Raw genomic sequence first — 16,305 nt, 5'->3', positions numbered from 1 at the left:
TTTATTCGGTGGTGTTGTATACGTAAGAGGATACGGTGCCGTCGTTATTGAAACGGACCACCAGATCCGTGGTTTCATCGTCACCAAACGCGGACCAGCGATACTTGCCGTAAGTCCAGGTGCGCTTGCCGTCTTCAATACCGGTGCGCCAGGGCTCACCGAACATCTCCTGTATCTCGGCGCGGGTCGTCTCACCGATCGTTATCTGGTCGACATTATGAGTCGCAAAATCCCGGCCTACGCTGGCGCAACCCACCAGGGTGACCAATACCGCAGCCAGCCCAGCCAGTTTAAGATGACGCATCAAAGCCATATCCAACTCCTTGTCTGGTGAATAGCAACAATCTGCCTACAGCATAGCGTTTCTGGCGATTGCTGCGATTACGAACCGGACAGATTTCAGACCCAAAAAAGCCGCGGGCCCGAGGGCGCGCGGCAGGCACGATCGAAGGGGTAAGTTCGATCAGTAGAGTTTGGCCAGAGACTTCCTGGCGAAGGCTTCCACTTCGTTCAGGCGGCCTTCTTTCACTTTCACCAGCCACTCAGGGTCTTGCAGCAGGGCACGGCCAACGGCGATCAGATCGAATTCACCGTTGTTCATGCGCTCAACCAGCTCATCGATGCCAGACTGCTCGACCGACTCTTTCTTGCTGGCGAAGGTGCCGCTGATGAAGTCTTCGGTCAGGCCCACACTGCCAACCGACATGGTCGGTTTACCAGTGATCTTCTGGGTCCAGCCGGCCAGGTTCAGATTGGAACCTTCGAACTCCGGTTCCCAGAAGCGGCGGGTGGAAGCGTGGAAGATGTCGACACCGGCCTCCGCCAGAGGCTTCAGGAAGCGCTCCAGTTCCTCGGGGCTATTCACCAGTTTTGCTTCGTAGTCCTGCTGCTTCCACTGAGAGAAGCGCAGCATGATCGGGTAATCCGGGCCCACACGGTGGCGCACTTCCTCGACGATTTCCACCACAAAGCGCAGGCGGTTTTCCAGGCTGCCGCCGTACTCATCGTCGCGCTGGTTGGTGCCTTCCCACAGGAATTGATCCAGCAGATAGCCGTGGGCGCCGTGGATTTCCACACCGTCGAAGCCCAGAGCCTTGGCATCCTGGGCGGCATCACCGAAAGCTTTGATCACGTCCTGGATGTCTTCCCTGGTCATGGCCTTGCCGTTGGGCTTGCCAGGCGCAAACAGGCCTGAAGGGCTGTAACCGGGAACAGAGGGATCCGGCTCGATACCTTCCTTGCGTACCGCGCCCACGTGCCACAGTTGCGGGAAAATGGCGCCGCCGGCTTCGTGCACGGCATCCACCACTTTCTTCCAGCCCGCCAGGGCTTCGTCGCCATAGAAGGCCGGTACGTTCGGGTAACCGTTGGCAGCCGCGTGGTTCACGACAGTGCCTTCGGTAATGATCAGGCCAACACCGGCCTCGGCGCGGCGGCGATAGTAGTCCACCACATCCTGACCGGGTACACCCTTAGGCGAGAAATTGCGGGTCATCGGCGCCATGGCTACGCGGTTGCGCAGCTTGAGGTTATGAAGTTCAAACGGCTCGAACAAAGGACCAAGATTCATACTCATGTGATGTGCAACCTCATCAATTTGGTTTCGTAAAGCAACCCTATTAAATCCGGTTTCAAAATGCAACCCTATTCGGTACACTCCCCTACATGGCCAGAAAACGTTTTGATGACTCCAACTGCTCCGTCGCCCGTGCCCTGAATGAAGTGGGGGACTGGTGGTCGCTGCTGATTGTGCTGCACGCCATGTACGGCACCCGCCGGTTTGTGGATTTTCAGCAGCAACTGGGGATTGCCAAGAACATTCTGTGCGACCGACTGGCCAAACTGGTCGACAACGAGGTCTTGCGCAAAGTGGATGTTGGCGAGCACGGCTCACGCTTTGAGTACCGGCTCACGGAGAAAGGCCGCGACCTGTTTCCGGTGGTGGTGGCTCTGCGCCAGTGGGGCGACAAGTGGAACCCGTCTCCGGACGGCCAGCCCCTGGACCTCCGGGACCGCGATAGCGGCCAGCCAATACAGCCGGTCACCGTGCAGAATACCCAGGGTCAGCCCCTGTCCATTCGGGACGTGTTTGTGCCCAGCGATGAAGACAAGCCCCTCGACGAAGCCCAGGCCTGACCATCCGCAATAGCCGCATTTCCACGTTTTCTTGAGTTGAATCAAGACTTATTGGCCAGCTGCGCTGCCTTCCGCCATTTCTTGCGCTAAATCAAGATTGCCTGTCCGGATGTCATTACATTTAAGCCATCGATCTTTCATGGATAAGGAGATGGCTATGTCTCGTGGTTTTAAACTCAGTGTTCTGGCTGCGGCCGTAATGGCAGTGGCTCCTGCAGCTCAGGCTTTTGAAGCGGGTGATTTTGTTCTGCGTGCGGGTGCGGTTCATGTCGCGCCGGATGACTCCAGCGATGCCCTGAACGTAACTGGTTTTGTCGGCCCGATCGACGGTGCCAACGTCACTCTGGATGGCACAGAAGTAGGTGTTGATGGTAACTCCCAGCTGGGCATTAGGGCGACCTACATGGTCACCAGCAACCTGGGTATTGGCGTTCTGGGTGCCACCCCGTTCAAGCACAACATTGAAGGTAAAGGCGATCTGTCTGGCTTCGGCAAGCTGGGTGAAACCAAGCACCTGCCGCCAACACTGACACTGCAGTACTTCCCAATGCACAGCAGCTCCAAGTTCCAGCCGTACGCGGGCGTGGGTGTGAACTACACCACTTTCTTCGAAGAAAAAACCAACGACACTCTGGACACGGTTCTGAACTCCGTGGCGGGCAGTCTGTCTGGCGGTGCTCTGGCGGGCGCGGTGTCAAGCTCTGAGCTCGAACTCGACGACAGTGTTGGCGTCGCTGTGGAGCTGGGCATGGACTATATGCTGAGTGAAAATTTCGGTCTGAACGCTGCTATCTGGTGGGCTGACATCAACACCGACGCAACCATTACCGCCTACGCTGGTGATGTGAAAGCAGCTGAAGTAGAAACTGAAGTCGAAATCGACCCCATGGTCTACATGGTAGGTTTCACCTACAAGTTCTGATCCGCACTCCCGGTAGCTCCCACGGTCTGTCGGCTACCGGATGGTGCGTTCTCCTGCGCGGGGCTTCGGCCCCGCCTTTTTTATGTCAGGAGAAACGGTTTTCAGGCGCTCTGGCGTTGAGCCGGGCGACCACTTCTACCCTGCCCCTGGCCACGGCCACGGCCTTGTCCTTCGCCCTGACCACCACGGCCACGACCGCCGCTACGACCAGCCGGCTTCGGGCCAAAGTTCTTACCATTGCCACCCTGAGGGCGACGATTCCGCGCCTTACTCGGGTCTGCTTTGGCCTTGGGCTTCAGCGGCAGGTTGTTTTTCGGCTCAAAGCCTTCCACTTCCTTGCGCGGAAGCTGCTTCTTGATCAGCTTCTCGATACCCGCCAGCAGCTTGCCTTCGTCAGCACTGACCAGTGACAGGGCATGGCCACTTTCACCGGCACGGCCGGTACGACCAATGCGGTGCACGTAATCTTCCGGCACGTTCGGCAGTTCAAAGTTCACCACTTGCGGCAGCTGTTTGATATCCAGGCCACGGGCAGCAATGTCGGTGGCGACCAGTACGCGCACTTCACCGGCTTTGAAATCCGCCAGGGCACGGGTACGGGCACCCTGGGACTTATTGCCGTGAATGGCGGCAGCCGTGATACCGTCTTTCTCCAGCTTCTGGGTCAGGCGGTTGGCGCCGTGCTTGGTACGGGTGAAAACCAGTACCTGATCCCAGTCGTTGTCACGCACCAGCTTGCTCAGCAAGGCTGTCTTCTGGCTCTGGTCAACCGGGTAAACGGACTGCTTCACTTTCTCGGCGGTGGTGTTACGGGCCGCCACTTCCACCTGCACCGGGTTATCCAGCAGGCCCTGGGCCAGGGTACGGATTTCGTTGGAGAAGGTGGCGGAGAACAGCAGGTTCTGGCGCTTGGCCGGCAGCAACGCCAGGATCTTGCGAATATCGCGGATAAAGCCCATGTCGAGCATGCGGTCGGCTTCGTCCAGCACCAGGATTTCCACTTCGTTGAAGCGCACCGCGTTCTGCTGGTACAGGTCCATCAAACGGCCCGGTGTGGCCACCAGTACGTCCAGGCCCTTGCGCAGCTTCATCATCTGCGGGTTGATCTTTACACCACCAAAAACCACAGCGGCCTTGGTGGGTACGTATTTGCTGTAAAGGTTCACGCTATCGTGTACCTGGGCGGCCAGCTCACGGGTGGGTGTGAGAATCAGGGCGCGGGGGCCTTTGCCAGTGCGGGGATTTTCCGCCAGGCGCTGCAACAAAGGCAGGGTAAAACCAGCGGTTTTACCGGTGCCGGTCTGGGCCGCGGCCATTACATCTTTGCCAGACAGCACCGCAGGAATCGCCTGCTGCTGGATGGGAGACGGGGTTTCATAACCCTGATCGGCGGTGGCACGGACCAGCTGCTCGGACAAACCGAGAGAAGAAAAACTCATATACGATGTACTCTTGATTGATTCTGCCTCCACGAACACCGTCGTCGGCGAATGCGGGCAGATGCCATGAAAGTCATGGAATAAAAGACGACTACGGTCACTCGCCGGGTTCGGGGTGACGTCCTCTGACAGGTCGTATGAAATGGTTCGCAAGGCGGCTTTAAGCCGGAAACTGCGGAATCCCTAGAGGCAGGATGCAGGCACGGTAACAGAGCACCCGGCAAATAGCTATAGGTGGTTTTATTGGCCGGCCTTCATTTTCAGGGTGATAAATGGAACTCTGACAGGGCCCGGCGGTCATTAGCCGCCGTATGCTACTAAAAACTCACCGATTTCCGGAGATTCCATGCTCAGCGTAGGCATCGGCCCCCTCAGCCTGTCCATCGGACACCTGCTTCTCGTTCTGGCCTTCGTGGTTGCCCTGGTGGTTGGCGGCCTGATCGGCCGGAAAGAGAAAACGCCGGTGGCCGGTACCCTGGCCGATATCTTTCTAGTGGCCATGGTCAGTGCCCGCATCGGTTTTGTGGTGCGCTACTTCAGCGAGTACCAGGGCGACTGGCTGGGCATGATCGACATCCGCGACGGCGGGTTCGACCTGGTGACCGGCCTGTTTGCTGCGTTTGCCTTCACCGGTTACCTGATGTGGAAACGGGCGGCCATACGCCGGGCGCTGGGCTCGGCGGTCGCGGCTGGCCTCATCATCTGGGGCGGTATGTCTGGCATTATTGCGCTGATCAACCAGCAAACCCGGGGCCTGCCGGAAGTGGCGCTGACCGATCTGAACGAACGCCCGGTAGACCTGGCCAGCCTGGCCGGTGACAAGCCCACGGTGGTCAATCTCTGGGCCACCTGGTGCCCGCCATGTATCCGCGAGATGCCTGTGCTGGAAGAAGCCCAGCAACGCTACCCGAACGTGAACTTTGTGTTCGCCAATCAGGGCGAACATCCGGCAACCATCCGCAAGTTCCTGATGGCACAGAATCTGAACCTGAGCCACGTACTGAGCGACAGACAGAACCGGTTTGGCCGGGTAGTCGGCAGCCACGGCTTGCCCACCACCCTGTTCTACAACGCCGAGGGCCAACTCGTGGATACCCATATGGGCGAACTTTCCCGCGCCAGCCTGGCCCGAAGCCTCGAGCGCTTCGACCCGGCTTACCTCAGCCCAGCCACAGGGTCAGACTGAAGCCCAGAAAACTGGCTGCGCAAAGACCCGACAGCGACAACGCCAGGCTCCAGCGAAACGAAGCATCCCGTGTCCGGTATCCGGTCAGCCGTTCCATAATCAAAGCATTAGCCGCAAAGGGCGTGCCGAAGGCGGTAATCCCCCAGCCAGTAACCATGGCGATGGCCAGGCCAAGCTGAGCTGCGCCTGGCCACAGCGAACCCAGAATACCGCCAATGAGGGTAGCAATAATAATCGGGTTCATACCCGCCAGTCCGGCAGCAAAAAACACCCAGGGTACACCGGCCGCCAGCAGCGCCCAGAGCCACACCGGTAATTCCGGCTGACCGCTGATCTGGCCCAGTACCACGCCACTGAGCACCGCCCCGATAAACGCCGAACCACCAACAATGGCCAGCTCATTGCTGACATTGGCCATGCTGGCCAGAGGCGGATTCTCCCGCTTTAACCAACCCAGAATCCGGTACAAGAGCACCGCTGCCAGACAGCTCAAGGCCACCGCATGGGCATAACTCAATCCGAACCGGTGGCTGAGCCAGAGTACACCCATGCAGATCGCCAGAATCAGCCCACCAAAACGCAACCAGCTACCCGCGCCAGCACGGTTAACGCTCCGCTCTGTGCTTTGCAACGGTTCCGGTTCTCGCCAGTGCAGCCCCGCCAGCACCATCACCACGGAAAACGGTACCGCCAGCAACAACAGCGAAAGCAGACTCACCTGCGGCAACAGCGTCAGGGTCAGCACCACCGAAATGGACAGAGGCGAAAACATGGGGGCGACGCCAAACCCTCGCAAAACAGCCCGGGTGGCATTGCGGGTAGATTCGGAATCGCCGTTGCGACGGATGCGCTCGCCCACCAGGCTGCCCACCACCGCCACCGAACCAAAGTTCAGGGGAACAGACACCAGCGAGGTGCCGAACGCGAGGCTGAGGTATCGGGCCAGCGGCTTACCACCAAACAGACTGACGGAAATCTTCTGCAGGTCCTCAGTGCGGGCCAGCACATTCGACAGCAGCATCACCGCCAGCATCAGGCCAGCCAGCCGGGTCATGTTACCGGAAGCGGTCTCAATCAGCTCCGGGTCATAGCCCAGGGCGAAAACCAGCATGACCAGCGCCACGACAAACACCGCCCGGGGCACATTGCGCATGTCCTGCCAGCCCAGCAAGACGGTCGCACCCGCGGCGGCAGCCCCCAGATAGGTCATACCCGGCAGGCTCGCCAGAATGGCAGAGAGTAAGGCAACGTAGGCTAACGCGGAGCGAAGTGGCAGCAAGACCGTTTCCCGGACAGATCAAAGGAACCCGAATAGATCGTCTATGTTAAGGAAGCTACTTTTACCGCGCCATCAGCAATTATGAGGATGGCCATCAAACCAGTCCGTGCTCCCTGGCACTGGCTTCCAGGCGGGCCTGCTCCTGTTTCAATAACGTGCTGACGGCTTTCAGTTCGCGAATCCGGGCATCCACCAGGGCCCTCTTGCGGGCCATCACCGCTGCACCCTGCAGGCAATCAATCCGGTCCGAGCGAACCGCATCCAGCAACTCGCGGATTTCGTTCAGCGAAAAACCCAGGCTTTTGAGTTGCCGCACCATCGCAACACGCGCGACGGCCTGCTCCGGGTAGTCCCGATAGTTGTTTCCGCTGCGGCCCACCTCCCGGATCAGACCCTGTTTTTCGTAGTAGCGCAGGGTATCCCGGGTTATCCCGGTGCGCCGTTCCAGTTCCGATATCCTCATGCCAAGCACTCTCCCTGTTGACCTTCGAGCATACTCCATACTTTAGGCTGCGTTCGACTCAATGAACAAGGAACGCACCATGACCATCCTGATCACCGGCGCCACCGGTTTTATTGGTAAATATCTTTGCCTCACCCTGATGCAGCAGGGGCATGACGTGAAAGCACTGACCCGCTCCAAGTCCAGCCTGACACAGCTCACCGGCTTTCTCGAACAGCAGGGCGTCGCCATGGAGCGGTTTTCCGCACTGGAAGGCGATCTGGAAAAGCCGGATCTGGGACTGGTCACCTTACCGGACCGCATCGAATGCATCGTGCATCTGGCCGCCCGGTTCGCCTGGAACCTGCCCGAGCACGAGGCCCGTCACACCAACGTTACCGGCAGTCTTCGGGTGGCGGAACTGGCCCGCCACCTGGACTGCCGGCTGGTGTTTATCACAGGGTTCATGCTCGCCAACGAGGCACACCTGTCACGCCAGGGCATTCAACTGAGTCACCCGGAGCAGACCGACTGGAGCCAGGTGTACCGGCAAGCCGGTGGCTATGAGGCCAGCAAACTGGAATCCGCATTCCGCTTGCGGGAATTCGTGGCAAGGCACGGGCTGAATGCGGTCGACGTGCAGCCGGCGACGGTGGCGGGCCACGGATCAACGGGGGACCTGGACCCGGCCCAACCGCTGCACAGCTTGCTCGACAACCTCTACCATGGGCGACTGGCCATGATTCCGGGGTCGCCAGAGCACTGGTTGCCATTGATTCCGGTGGATAGCCTGGCGCAACTAATTGCAGCGGCCTGCACGGCCAATCGGGTGCCCGATACGCTGTTGGCGCTGGACCAGAACACGCCCAACCTGGCGGGACTGTTACAGGCCGCGGCGCAACTCCTGGGCAAGCCGGGCCCCCGCAGGCATCTTCCTATCGGCGTGATGAAAGCTCTGCTGGCCATACCTGGCTTGCCCGGGCTGCTGAAGGTGGCCCCGGAGTCCCTGGCGTTTATTCAGACCTGCCGTTTCGACACATCCCGTACAGAGCAGTTTCTGGCGCAGCAGAACGTGCATTTACCGCCGTTCGCTCAGTACCTGGAGGCAAGCTGCCGACACTACTGCCAACGTCTCGGTGTTGGCGGAGGAGCGCTAACGATCGGGGCCTGACTCAGGCCCCGAACAACGCCGAACGCAACGGGCGAAGGAAACCGGATGAACGGCCTTCGCTCGCGCGACTGGGTTGGCCATCAAACTCAAGATAGCCGTCTTCGATGGGATCGAAGCGCAGGATCTTCACATCCTGCAGATAGTTCTGGGAGGCTTTCCACGGGCCGTGGGTGCCCTGACGCGGCAACCGGTCTTCTGCCCGCTTGATGTAACCCGCGTCGAGGGAACCGAGAATGGTATCGTCTCCTTTACTGTTCTCGGTATCTCGTGCCACGGCCACCTGATGGCCGTTACGATCCATGTGATTGATCAGCCGGCACAGGTACTCACTGGCAATATCGGCTTTCAGGGTCCAGGAAATGTTGGTGTAGCCAAAGATCATGCCCGCGTTGGGTACGCCTTCCACCATCACATTCTTGTAGATCACCTTGTCCTTGAGCGCCACCTCCTGGCCATCCACCCGGGGCGTGATGCCGCCCAGCATCTGGATGTCCAGGCCGGTAGCCGGAATGATGATGTCGGCTTCCAGCTCTTCACCGGACTTCAGGCGAATACCGGTTTTGGTGAAGCGTTCGATATGATCGGTCTTGATGGAGGCGGTGCCGGCTTTAATGGCCTCAAACAGGTCGCCATCTTTCACCACACACAGGCGCTGGTCCCAGGGGTTGTAGTCCGGGCTGAAGTGACGCATGTCGGCCTTGCCCTTGAGCTGCCGTTTGATCACCGACAGAAAGAGCCGGCGCATGGCTTTCGGGCTCTTGCGCGAACGCTCATAGAGCAGCCGGGAAATCGAAATGTTGCGGGCACGGGTTAACCGGTAGGCCGTCTTTTCCGGCAGCACTTTCTGCAGCGCCAGGGTGACTTTATCGGTTGACGGCAACGGCATCAGATAGGTGGGCGAACGCTGCAGCATGGTAACGTGTGCGGCCTTCTCTGCCATGGTGGGCACCAGGGTAATTGCCGTGGCACCGCTGCCAATCACCACCACCTTCTTGCCCGAGTAATCCAGATTCTCCGGCCAGTGCTGGGGATGGACGATCTGCCCTTTGAAGTCCGCTTCGCCCGGGAAATCCGGTTTGTAGCCCTGGTCATAATTGTAGTAACCGGTGCAGCCCACCAAAAAGCTGGCGGTGTAGGTTTCCTGATCGCCGGTCTGCTCGTTCTCAGCGGTCAGGGTCCAGCATTTCTCGGTGCTGGACCAGTCCGCAGTCTTCACGGCCACGCCGTAACGAATGTGGCGCTCGACATCGTTCTCTTTCGCGGTTTCCGCCACGTAGTTTTTGATCGACGCGCCATCCGCCAGCACCTTGCCGCCGGTCCAGGGCCGAAAGTTATAACCAAAGGTGAACATGTCGGAATCCGAGCGGATACCCGGGTAACGGAACAGATCCCAGGTGCCACCAAGGGACTGGCGGCGCTCCAGTATGGCGAAACGCTTGCCGGGGCATTCCCGTTTCAGGTGACAGGCCATGCCAATGCCGGATACTCCGGCGCCAATGATCAATACATCATAATGCTGTTTAGCCATATCCTGCCCTCTCGGAATCCGATCCGTTTCTTGTAATCACGTGTAGAGAATCACGATAGCGCAGGCCGACAGCTCCGGGAATTGGCCAATCTGCGCTCAGGATATGGCTGATTGAGTCAGTCGTGGTGACCGATTGGCCCCTCTTTGAACAGGAATTCCCGAAGGTACTTGTCCATGGTCGGATCCTTCCGCCGAATCCACTCAAGCACCATGGCCGCGTGTTCTTTCTCCTCGTCGCGATTATGTTCAAGAATCGCTTTGAGTTCCGGATCCTTGCAGGCATCCACCCGCTGGTTGTACCAGTCAACGGCTTCAAACTCTTCCATCAGCGAACTGACGGCCCGGTGCATATCACGGGTGTCGTCTGTCAGTTCACCCACCGGCTCATGATAACTGTCGTTTGCCATGCATCACTCCTGATTGGCGGTTACTAGGTGCCCGTTGGCACCCTTAGACCATAGCCAAAGCCAGCGACGACGACAAACTTACCCGCGCTCTTCTCCCGACCGTGGCGCCTGCAGATCAAGCCCGGGATATTGTTTCTGCAACCGGTACAGCCGGATGATGGTAATGATGTTGGTAACCAGCACCATGCCCTCAGCCAGAGTACCGCCGACGGATCCGATCACCAGGTTATTGAGCATCCAGGCCAGCGCCGCCAGCCCCAGAACAATACGAAGGGGAATACCCCGGAGCATGAACATGCCCACGGTGCCGAGAACGGCGGCGGTGAGGGGAAACACATCGGTAGCAGACGTCCAGGTTGCCCAGGCCACCAGCAGATTGACCACCAGCATGACCGCCATGATCAACCCGTTGCCCTGGTACCGGCGTGCCAGGGCGATGCGCAGGATCACCAGTACCGTCAGGGCCGCCGCCGTCCAGCTCTGAAAGAACGCGAACATCAGGGCGAAGGCCACATTGGCCGAAATCAGCAGGACCAGCAGGCGGTCGTCGTTCTTGTTGGCAAAACCGGCAATACAGAACCCCAGGGCCACCAACCCACACAGCTGCCCCAGCCCCTGGCTGAGCGTAAGCCCGGCAACCAGTTCTGTCATAGCGGTAATCCCCTCTCCCGATGCTGCACCCCAGCCTGCCACACTTACCGGGTTTGAGCCATGCACAAACCTGTGCCAGAGTGCTCCCACGTTGATATCAAGGATTCGCGCCCTATGAAAACCGTCTTCTCCCCTTTGCACAGCCGGCGCCATGTGCGCACCGAACTGGATGGCGGCCTGCTGATCGAACCCCATGAAAAACCCTCAAGGGCCGAGACCATCCTGGCCAGGGTGAAAGACCAGGCCCTGGGCGAGATTCTGGAGCCGGAAGAATTCGGGCTGGCGCCGATCCAGCGCGTGCACACACCGGATTACGTGGCCTTTCTGGAGACCTGCTGGCAGGACTGGCTGGCTGCGGGCAAGCCCGGGGAAGCCATTCCCGCAGTATGGGCTGGCCGGGGCATGCGCCACCGGATTCCCAAGGACATTGATGGCCGCCTGGGCTATTACAGCTTTGCCGCCGAAACCTCGATCTCGGAGGGCACCTGGGAAGCCGCCCGCGCTTCCGCCAACGTGGCCCTGACCGCCCAGAAACTGGTGGCCGATGGTGAGCGCGCTGCCTTTGCCCTGTGCCGACCACCCGGGCACCACGCCCACGCCGACCTGTTCGGCGGCTACTGCTTCTTCAACAACGCCGCCATCGTGGCCCAGGCATTCCGGGACCAGGGCTATGGCAAGGTTGCTATCCTGGACGTGGATTTCCATCACGGCAATGGCACCCAGGCCATTTTCTATGCCCGGGCCGATGTCCTCACTATCAGCCTGCACGGCGACCCGGATCTGGTGTTCCCGCACTTCCTCGGGTTTGAAGACGAGCTGGGGGAAGGCACCGGCGAAGGCTACAATCTGAACATCGTCTATCCACCGGGAACGCCCTACAGCACCTGGAGCCAGGGCCTGGAAACCGCTTGCGAGCGCATTGAAGTGTTCAAGCCCGATGCCCTGGTGGTGGCGCTGGGCGTGGACACCTTCGAGCACGACCCCATCTCGTTCTTCAAGCTGGCCTCGGAAGACTACCTCAGCCTGGGGCAGCGCTTGGCGCAGCTGGGTTTACCCACCGTGTTTACCATGGAAGGCGGCTACGATGTGGACGCCATTGGCGTAAATGCGGTCAATGTCATGCAGGGCTTTGAGGGATAATCCTGAGTAATACTGGCGACCGGAGGGAGCCCCTTCCTCCGGTGCGCTATCTGCCGCCCTGCTGCATCAACGCCGCCGAAAAGCCGTCCATTAATCGCTCGGCACTCACAGGCACCTCGCGGAGCTGTGAATTGAACACCCGACTGAAAGCCCGGAAATCGACAGCTTTCCAGTTTTCCGGCGCAAGCATGTGGGCGATGTTGTCCACGTTGTCGGCAGTCGCAGCCTTAAACTGGTAGTGCATCGAGGCCGATTGTCCGCTATCTGCAAAATCGTATCCCCGGTGATAGTCGTGCACCAGCAACAACGCCAGCCCTCCACCCATGAAATGCCGGCCAAGACTGACATACAGATCGCCCGCGCGAATGGCCGCAAGCGCTTCCGGCTCCCAGTCAATGCCACCCACTACCAAGTCATTGCCAGGGCGTAAGCCCGCGCGCCGGGCAGCATCCATGGCCCCGAACGCCATGCCGTCGCTGGCGCTCCAGATTGCAGCCGTATTCGGATACCGCCGCAACAGCACCGATGTTTTGTCTCTCGCCTCCTGCTCGCTCCAGTCGGCACGAACGGACTGCAACAGTTCAGAGCCTGCACCATCCGTCGCTTCAAGCAGCCCGAGACTGCGATCACGAGCCGCAGAGGAATCCAGGGTGCCAGTCAGTGCAACAACAGGCACCGGCTCATCAGACCTGACCAGGTTGAGCGCCCGTGCGCGCTGGTCGAGCATCCTGGCCAGTATTTGACCACCGGAGACATTATCGACCCCCAGATGGCCAATCCAGTTCTCCAGTTTTTCCCTGGGCGCAGAACCCACCTTCTCTCGCGCGGCCTCTGGCACCGCAGTGTTAAACGAGAACACCTTAACGCTTTGCCGGCGCGCATAATCCAGGATCTGAGCAGTTACCTGCTCCTTCCACATGATGATCAGGTAATCGGGTTTCTCCTCCCGACTGAGAACTTGCTGGACCAGCTTCAGATAACTGAGCCGATGCCGCTCCTCATCGAACAGGACGTCAAACTCAACCTCCAGGTCCGCAGCCACCTGCTCCATGAATCCTGCAACCATGTGCCAGAAACGGGAGGTATCCGGTGACAGGAACACCACATTCGGGAGCGTGTCCGACGCACTCGGGTTTGGGAGCGTATCCGCATCCGCCACCCGACCAACGGTGCCCAGAAACAGGCTGATCATCAGTACAACACGTAAAACCATGCAGCTCCTTAGCCGTCGGCAAATCTTGCCGGTCAGTATAACGAACAATACGGTATCCGCATCGACCTCTGCCCAGATGATCGAACCCGGTGCCTCTGGTCACCCGGATTGGTGGAAAATGTCATTGCCTGTAGCTTGCTAATCGGGAGATCATCAGCCAACCATGCGCAAACTCTGGATGCCCGGAATGGAAAACTACCTGAGAGCCACCCCCTTCTTCGACTACGACCATCCCGCCGTCGAGGCCTGGGTCCAGCAGCACCTGGCCGGCGTATCGGACGAGCCGGTGGCACAGATCAAGGCGCTGTATCTGGCGGTGCGCGACAGCATCCAGTACAACCCCTACGTGTTCAGAACCGAGCCACGCACGCTCTCGGCCAGTTACGCGCTGGAATCGGGCGAAACCTACTGCATTCCCAAAGCCGTGCTGCTGGGTGCTGCAGCCCGCTCCATCGGCATTCCCAGCCGGCTGGGCCTGGCGGATGTACGTAACCATCTTTCCAGCCCGAAGCTGATTGAGTGGCTGCGTTCCGACATTTTCCGCATGCACGGCTTTATCGAGCTGTATCTCAATGGTCGCTGGGTGAAGGCCACACCGGCCTTCAACCGACAGTTATGCGAGCTGATGAAGGTAGAGCCCCTGCCGTTTGATGGGGTGAACGACTCGGTCTTCCAGGAATTCACGGAAGACGGCCAGGCGCATATGGAATACATCAATGATCACGGCGTGTTCGACGATGTGCCCTTCGATTTCATCGTTGACGGCGTTCGCCGGGCCTATGGCCACCTGTTTGAAGCGGATGGCCAGCCCCAAACCATGACGGGCAGCCTGGAACAGGACATCTCGGACCGTTCCTGAAGCCATAAAAAAACCGGCAGCCCACTTCCCGTGGGCGCCGGTTTCAGGGGTCAGCCTGAATTCAGGCTTGTGTGAACAGCTTACTCAGCAGAGTTACGGATCAGGAAGTCGAAGGCGCTCAGGGCAGCCTTGGAACCTTCACCCATAGAGATCACGATCTGCTTGTAGGGCACGGTGGTGGCATCGCCTGCCGCGAACACACCCGGGATCGAAGTCTCGTTACGGTCATTTACGATGATCTCGCCGTGCTGGCTCAGTTCGATGTCGCCTTTCAGCCACTCGGTGTTCGGCACCAGGCCGATCTGAACAAACACGCCTTCCAGCTCAACGTGATGCGACTCACCGGTGGTACGGTCGGTGTAGTTCAGGCCGCTGACCTTACCATCGGTACCCACCACTTCCGTGGTCTGGCCAGACGTAATGATCTTCACGTTGTTCAGACTGCGAAGTTTCTTCTGCAGCACTTCATCGGCACGCATCTGCTCGCCAAACTCGATCAGCGTCACGTGGCCGACAATACCTGCCAGGTCGATGGCCGCTTCCACGCCGGAGTTACCACCGCCAATCACCGCTACGCGCTTGCCTTTGAACAGCGGGCCGTCGCAATGCGGGCAGTAGGCCACGCCCTTGTTGCGGTACTCTTCCTCACCCGGCACACCCATCTGGCGCCAGCGGGCACCGGTGGACAGAATCAGCGTGCGAGCTTTCAGAGAGCCGCCGTTGGCCAGGCGTACCTCGTGCAGGCCTCCGGTCTGCTCGGCCGGAATCAGCTTCTCGGCACGCTGCATGTTCATGATGTCGACTTCGTATTCGTTGACGTGCTGCTCCATGGCCGCCACCAGTTTCGGGCCTTCGGTATAAGGCACGGAAATCAGGTTTTCGATGCCCATGGTGTCGGCCACCTGGCCACCAAAACGCTCAGCCGCGATACCGGTCGAAATGCCCTTTCGTGCGGCATAGATAGCAGCAGCAGAACCTGCCGGGCCGCCACCGATCACCAGAACGTCAAACGCATCTTTCTGGTTGATCTTACGAGCTTCTTTTTCAGCCGAGTTGGTGTCCAGCCTGGCCGCAATCTCTTCCAGCGTCATCCGGCCCTGGCCCCAGGGCTGGCCATTCAGGTAAACACTGGGTACCGCCATCACTTCACGCTGCTCAACTTCGTCTTGGAACAGGGCACCGTCAATGGAGGTGTGCTTGATGTTCGGGTTCAGCACGCTCATCAGGTTCAGCGCCTGAACCACGTCCGGGCAGTTCTGGCAGGACAGCGAGAAGTAGGTTTCAAACTCGAACTCACCTTCCAGCTCCTGAACCTGCTGGATCACTTCCTGAGACGCCTTGGATGGATGGCCACCCACCTGCAGCAGGGCCAGCACCAGCGAAGTAAATTCGTGGCCCATGGGAATACCGGCAAAGCGAACGCCAATGTCGGTGCCTACACGATTGATGGCGAAGGACGGACGACGCACCTCAGTCGATTCCTCGGTCCGCAGGCTGATCTTCTCGGACATCGGCTCGATTTCTTCCAGCAGCTGCTTGAGCTCCTCGGACTTCTTGCTGTCGTCATAGGCTGCCACCAGCTCAATCGGCTGCTGCAGCTTTTCCATATAGGCCTTCAACTGTCCTTTGATATTGGCATCCAACATGTTTGGTATTCCCCTTTATGTCGTGAAACTAAGTTTCTGAATTCAATAATGAATCGTTATCTGAAGTTATGATTAAGATACGGCCAGACGGTTCGTTGCTCAAATTGATTGACCCAAATCTTATGATAGGCCATACCTATAAAACTCAGTCGGAACGATTGATAAAATCGAGTAGGAGGGGGAGTTACCTCCCCCGTCCTCTCACACCACCGGGCATACGGTTCCGTACCACGGCGGTTCACGGTCGGCGCTGAAGCCTAACCATCGTATCCAGCAAGCTTACCAG

The 16,305-nt window shown here is 59.0% G+C and carries 16 protein-coding genes; 6 read left to right on the top strand and 10 right to left on the bottom strand.

Translation table 11 applies throughout. The annotated features are described in order from the left end of the window. Window position 1 precedes the first annotated feature (1 nt). Complete coding sequence (bamE, locus tag QPL98_RS18480; protein ID WP_041655220.1) at window positions 2–313, bottom strand: outer membrane protein assembly factor BamE; 312 nt, start codon at window positions 311–313, stop codon at window positions 2–4. A 150-nt stretch (window positions 314–463) separates the two neighbouring features. Next, window positions 464–1,576, bottom strand: a complete 1,113-nt coding sequence (locus QPL98_RS18475) for an NADH:flavin oxidoreductase (protein WP_036148773.1) — start codon at window positions 1,574–1,576, stop codon at window positions 464–466. Between the two features lie 89 nt (window positions 1,577–1,665). Here QPL98_RS18475 and QPL98_RS18470 point away from each other — a divergent pair, with 89 nt between their 5' ends. After that, window positions 1,666–2,136, top strand: a complete 471-nt coding sequence (locus tag QPL98_RS18470) for a helix-turn-helix domain-containing protein (protein WP_023011396.1) — start codon at window positions 1,666–1,668, stop codon at window positions 2,134–2,136. 157 nt (window positions 2,137–2,293) lie between these two features. Beyond that, complete coding sequence (locus tag QPL98_RS18465; RefSeq protein WP_022991369.1) at window positions 2,294–3,058, top strand: OmpW family protein; 765 nt, start codon at window positions 2,294–2,296, stop codon at window positions 3,056–3,058. A gap of 101 nt (window positions 3,059–3,159) precedes the next feature. Here the strand turns inward: QPL98_RS18465 and QPL98_RS18460 are convergent, their stop codons facing one another. Beyond that, entirely contained in the window at window positions 3,160–4,497 is a 1,338-nt protein-coding gene (locus tag QPL98_RS18460) for a DEAD/DEAH box helicase (protein WP_023011397.1), read from the bottom strand. Window positions 4,498–4,843: 346 nt separating this feature from the next. Here QPL98_RS18460 and QPL98_RS18455 point away from each other — a divergent pair, with 346 nt between their 5' ends. Continuing rightward, window positions 4,844–5,683, top strand: coding sequence for a TlpA disulfide reductase family protein (locus QPL98_RS18455; protein ID WP_303293763.1), 840 nt, complete (start codon window positions 4,844–4,846; stop codon window positions 5,681–5,683). Here QPL98_RS18455 and QPL98_RS18450 read toward each other — a convergent pair. Both QPL98_RS18450 and QPL98_RS18445 read right to left on the bottom strand, forming a co-directional pair. Next, a complete protein-coding gene (locus QPL98_RS18450; RefSeq protein WP_303293762.1) occupies window positions 5,658–6,962 on the bottom strand; it encodes a hypothetical protein in 1,305 nt (434 codons plus the stop codon). The two genes, QPL98_RS18455 and QPL98_RS18450, sit on opposite strands and share 26 nt — an antisense overlap. A 94-nt stretch (window positions 6,963–7,056) precedes the next feature. After that, a complete protein-coding gene (locus QPL98_RS18445; protein WP_222198135.1) occupies window positions 7,057–7,425 on the bottom strand; it encodes a MerR family transcriptional regulator in 369 nt (122 codons plus the stop codon). A 79-nt stretch (window positions 7,426–7,504) separates the two neighbouring features. On the opposite strand from QPL98_RS18445, the gene QPL98_RS18440 reads away from it, so the two are divergent. Continuing rightward, on the top strand, window positions 7,505–8,575 hold the full coding sequence (locus QPL98_RS18440) for an SDR family oxidoreductase (protein WP_303293761.1): 1,071 nt from the start codon (window positions 7,505–7,507) through the stop codon (window positions 8,573–8,575). A gap of 1 nt (window position 8,576) precedes the next feature. Here the strand turns inward: QPL98_RS18440 and QPL98_RS18435 are convergent, their stop codons facing one another. From QPL98_RS18435 to QPL98_RS18425, 3 genes are all read right to left on the bottom strand, one after another. Then, entirely contained in the window at window positions 8,577–10,103 is a 1,527-nt protein-coding gene (locus QPL98_RS18435) for an NAD(P)/FAD-dependent oxidoreductase (protein WP_303293760.1), read from the bottom strand. Window positions 10,104–10,219: 116 nt separating this feature from the next. Continuing rightward, window positions 10,220–10,510: an encapsulin-associated ferritin-like protein gene (locus QPL98_RS18430; protein ID WP_011787234.1), complete on the bottom strand. Its 291-nt coding sequence runs from the start codon at window positions 10,508–10,510 to the stop codon at window positions 10,220–10,222. A gap of 78 nt (window positions 10,511–10,588) precedes the next feature. Beyond that, a complete protein-coding gene (locus QPL98_RS18425; protein ID WP_113879346.1) occupies window positions 10,589–11,161 on the bottom strand; it encodes a YgjV family protein in 573 nt (190 codons plus the stop codon). 114 nt (window positions 11,162–11,275) lie between these two features. Between QPL98_RS18425 and QPL98_RS18420 the strand changes: the two genes are divergently transcribed. Further along, window positions 11,276–12,301 (top strand): histone deacetylase family protein, encoded by a 1,026-nt coding sequence (locus QPL98_RS18420; protein ID WP_303293759.1) that lies wholly within the window; start codon window positions 11,276–11,278, stop codon window positions 12,299–12,301. Window positions 12,302–12,347: 46 nt separating this feature from the next. On the opposite strand, the gene QPL98_RS18415 is transcribed toward QPL98_RS18420, so the two are convergent. After that, window positions 12,348–13,514 (bottom strand): ABC transporter substrate-binding protein, encoded by a 1,167-nt coding sequence (locus tag QPL98_RS18415; RefSeq protein WP_113879348.1) that lies wholly within the window; start codon window positions 13,512–13,514, stop codon window positions 12,348–12,350. 187 nt (window positions 13,515–13,701) lie between these two features. Here QPL98_RS18415 and QPL98_RS18410 point away from each other — a divergent pair, with 187 nt between their 5' ends. Beyond that, window positions 13,702–14,373, top strand: coding sequence for a transglutaminase family protein (locus tag QPL98_RS18410; protein WP_023008743.1), 672 nt, complete (start codon window positions 13,702–13,704; stop codon window positions 14,371–14,373). Between the two features lie 80 nt (window positions 14,374–14,453). Here the strand turns inward: QPL98_RS18410 and ahpF are convergent, their stop codons facing one another. Then, entirely contained in the window at window positions 14,454–16,019 is a 1,566-nt protein-coding gene (gene ahpF / locus QPL98_RS18405) for an alkyl hydroperoxide reductase subunit F (protein ID WP_011787239.1), read from the bottom strand. Window positions 16,020–16,305: the final 286 nt, after the last annotated feature.

Source organism: Marinobacter sp. ST-43 (assembly GCF_030541085.1).
Lineage (GTDB): Bacteria > Pseudomonadota > Gammaproteobacteria > Pseudomonadales > Oleiphilaceae > Marinobacter > Marinobacter nauticus.
This window is presented reverse-complemented; position numbering and strand designations above follow the sequence as displayed.

Coding starts and splice junctions, on each gene's coding strand:
- bamE (WP_041655220.1), bottom strand. CDS start 313: ATGGCTTTGATGCGTCATCTTAAACTGGCTGGGCTGGCTGCGGTATTG.
- QPL98_RS18475 (WP_036148773.1), bottom strand. CDS start 1,576: ATGAGTATGAATCTTGGTCCTTTGTTCGAGCCGTTTGAACTTCATAAC.
- QPL98_RS18470 (WP_023011396.1), top strand. CDS start 1,666: ATGGCCAGAAAACGTTTTGATGACTCCAACTGCTCCGTCGCCCGTGCC.
- QPL98_RS18465 (WP_022991369.1), top strand. CDS start 2,294: ATGTCTCGTGGTTTTAAACTCAGTGTTCTGGCTGCGGCCGTAATGGCA.
- QPL98_RS18460 (WP_023011397.1), bottom strand. CDS start 4,497: ATGAGTTTTTCTTCTCTCGGTTTGTCCGAGCAGCTGGTCCGTGCCACC.
- QPL98_RS18455 (WP_303293763.1), top strand. CDS start 4,844: ATGCTCAGCGTAGGCATCGGCCCCCTCAGCCTGTCCATCGGACACCTG.
- QPL98_RS18445 (WP_222198135.1), bottom strand. CDS start 7,425: ATGAGGATATCGGAACTGGAACGGCGCACCGGGATAACCCGGGATACC.
- QPL98_RS18440 (WP_303293761.1), top strand. CDS start 7,505: ATGACCATCCTGATCACCGGCGCCACCGGTTTTATTGGTAAATATCTT.
- QPL98_RS18435 (WP_303293760.1), bottom strand. CDS start 10,103: ATGGCTAAACAGCATTATGATGTATTGATCATTGGCGCCGGAGTATCC.
- QPL98_RS18430 (WP_011787234.1), bottom strand. CDS start 10,510: ATGGCAAACGACAGTTATCATGAGCCGGTGGGTGAACTGACAGACGAC.
- QPL98_RS18425 (WP_113879346.1), bottom strand. CDS start 11,161: ATGACAGAACTGGTTGCCGGGCTTACGCTCAGCCAGGGGCTGGGGCAG.
- QPL98_RS18420 (WP_303293759.1), top strand. CDS start 11,276: ATGAAAACCGTCTTCTCCCCTTTGCACAGCCGGCGCCATGTGCGCACC.
- QPL98_RS18415 (WP_113879348.1), bottom strand. CDS start 13,514: ATGGTTTTACGTGTTGTACTGATGATCAGCCTGTTTCTGGGCACCGTT.
- QPL98_RS18410 (WP_023008743.1), top strand. CDS start 13,702: ATGGAAAACTACCTGAGAGCCACCCCCTTCTTCGACTACGACCATCCC.
- ahpF (WP_011787239.1), bottom strand. CDS start 16,019: ATGTTGGATGCCAATATCAAAGGACAGTTGAAGGCCTATATGGAAAAG.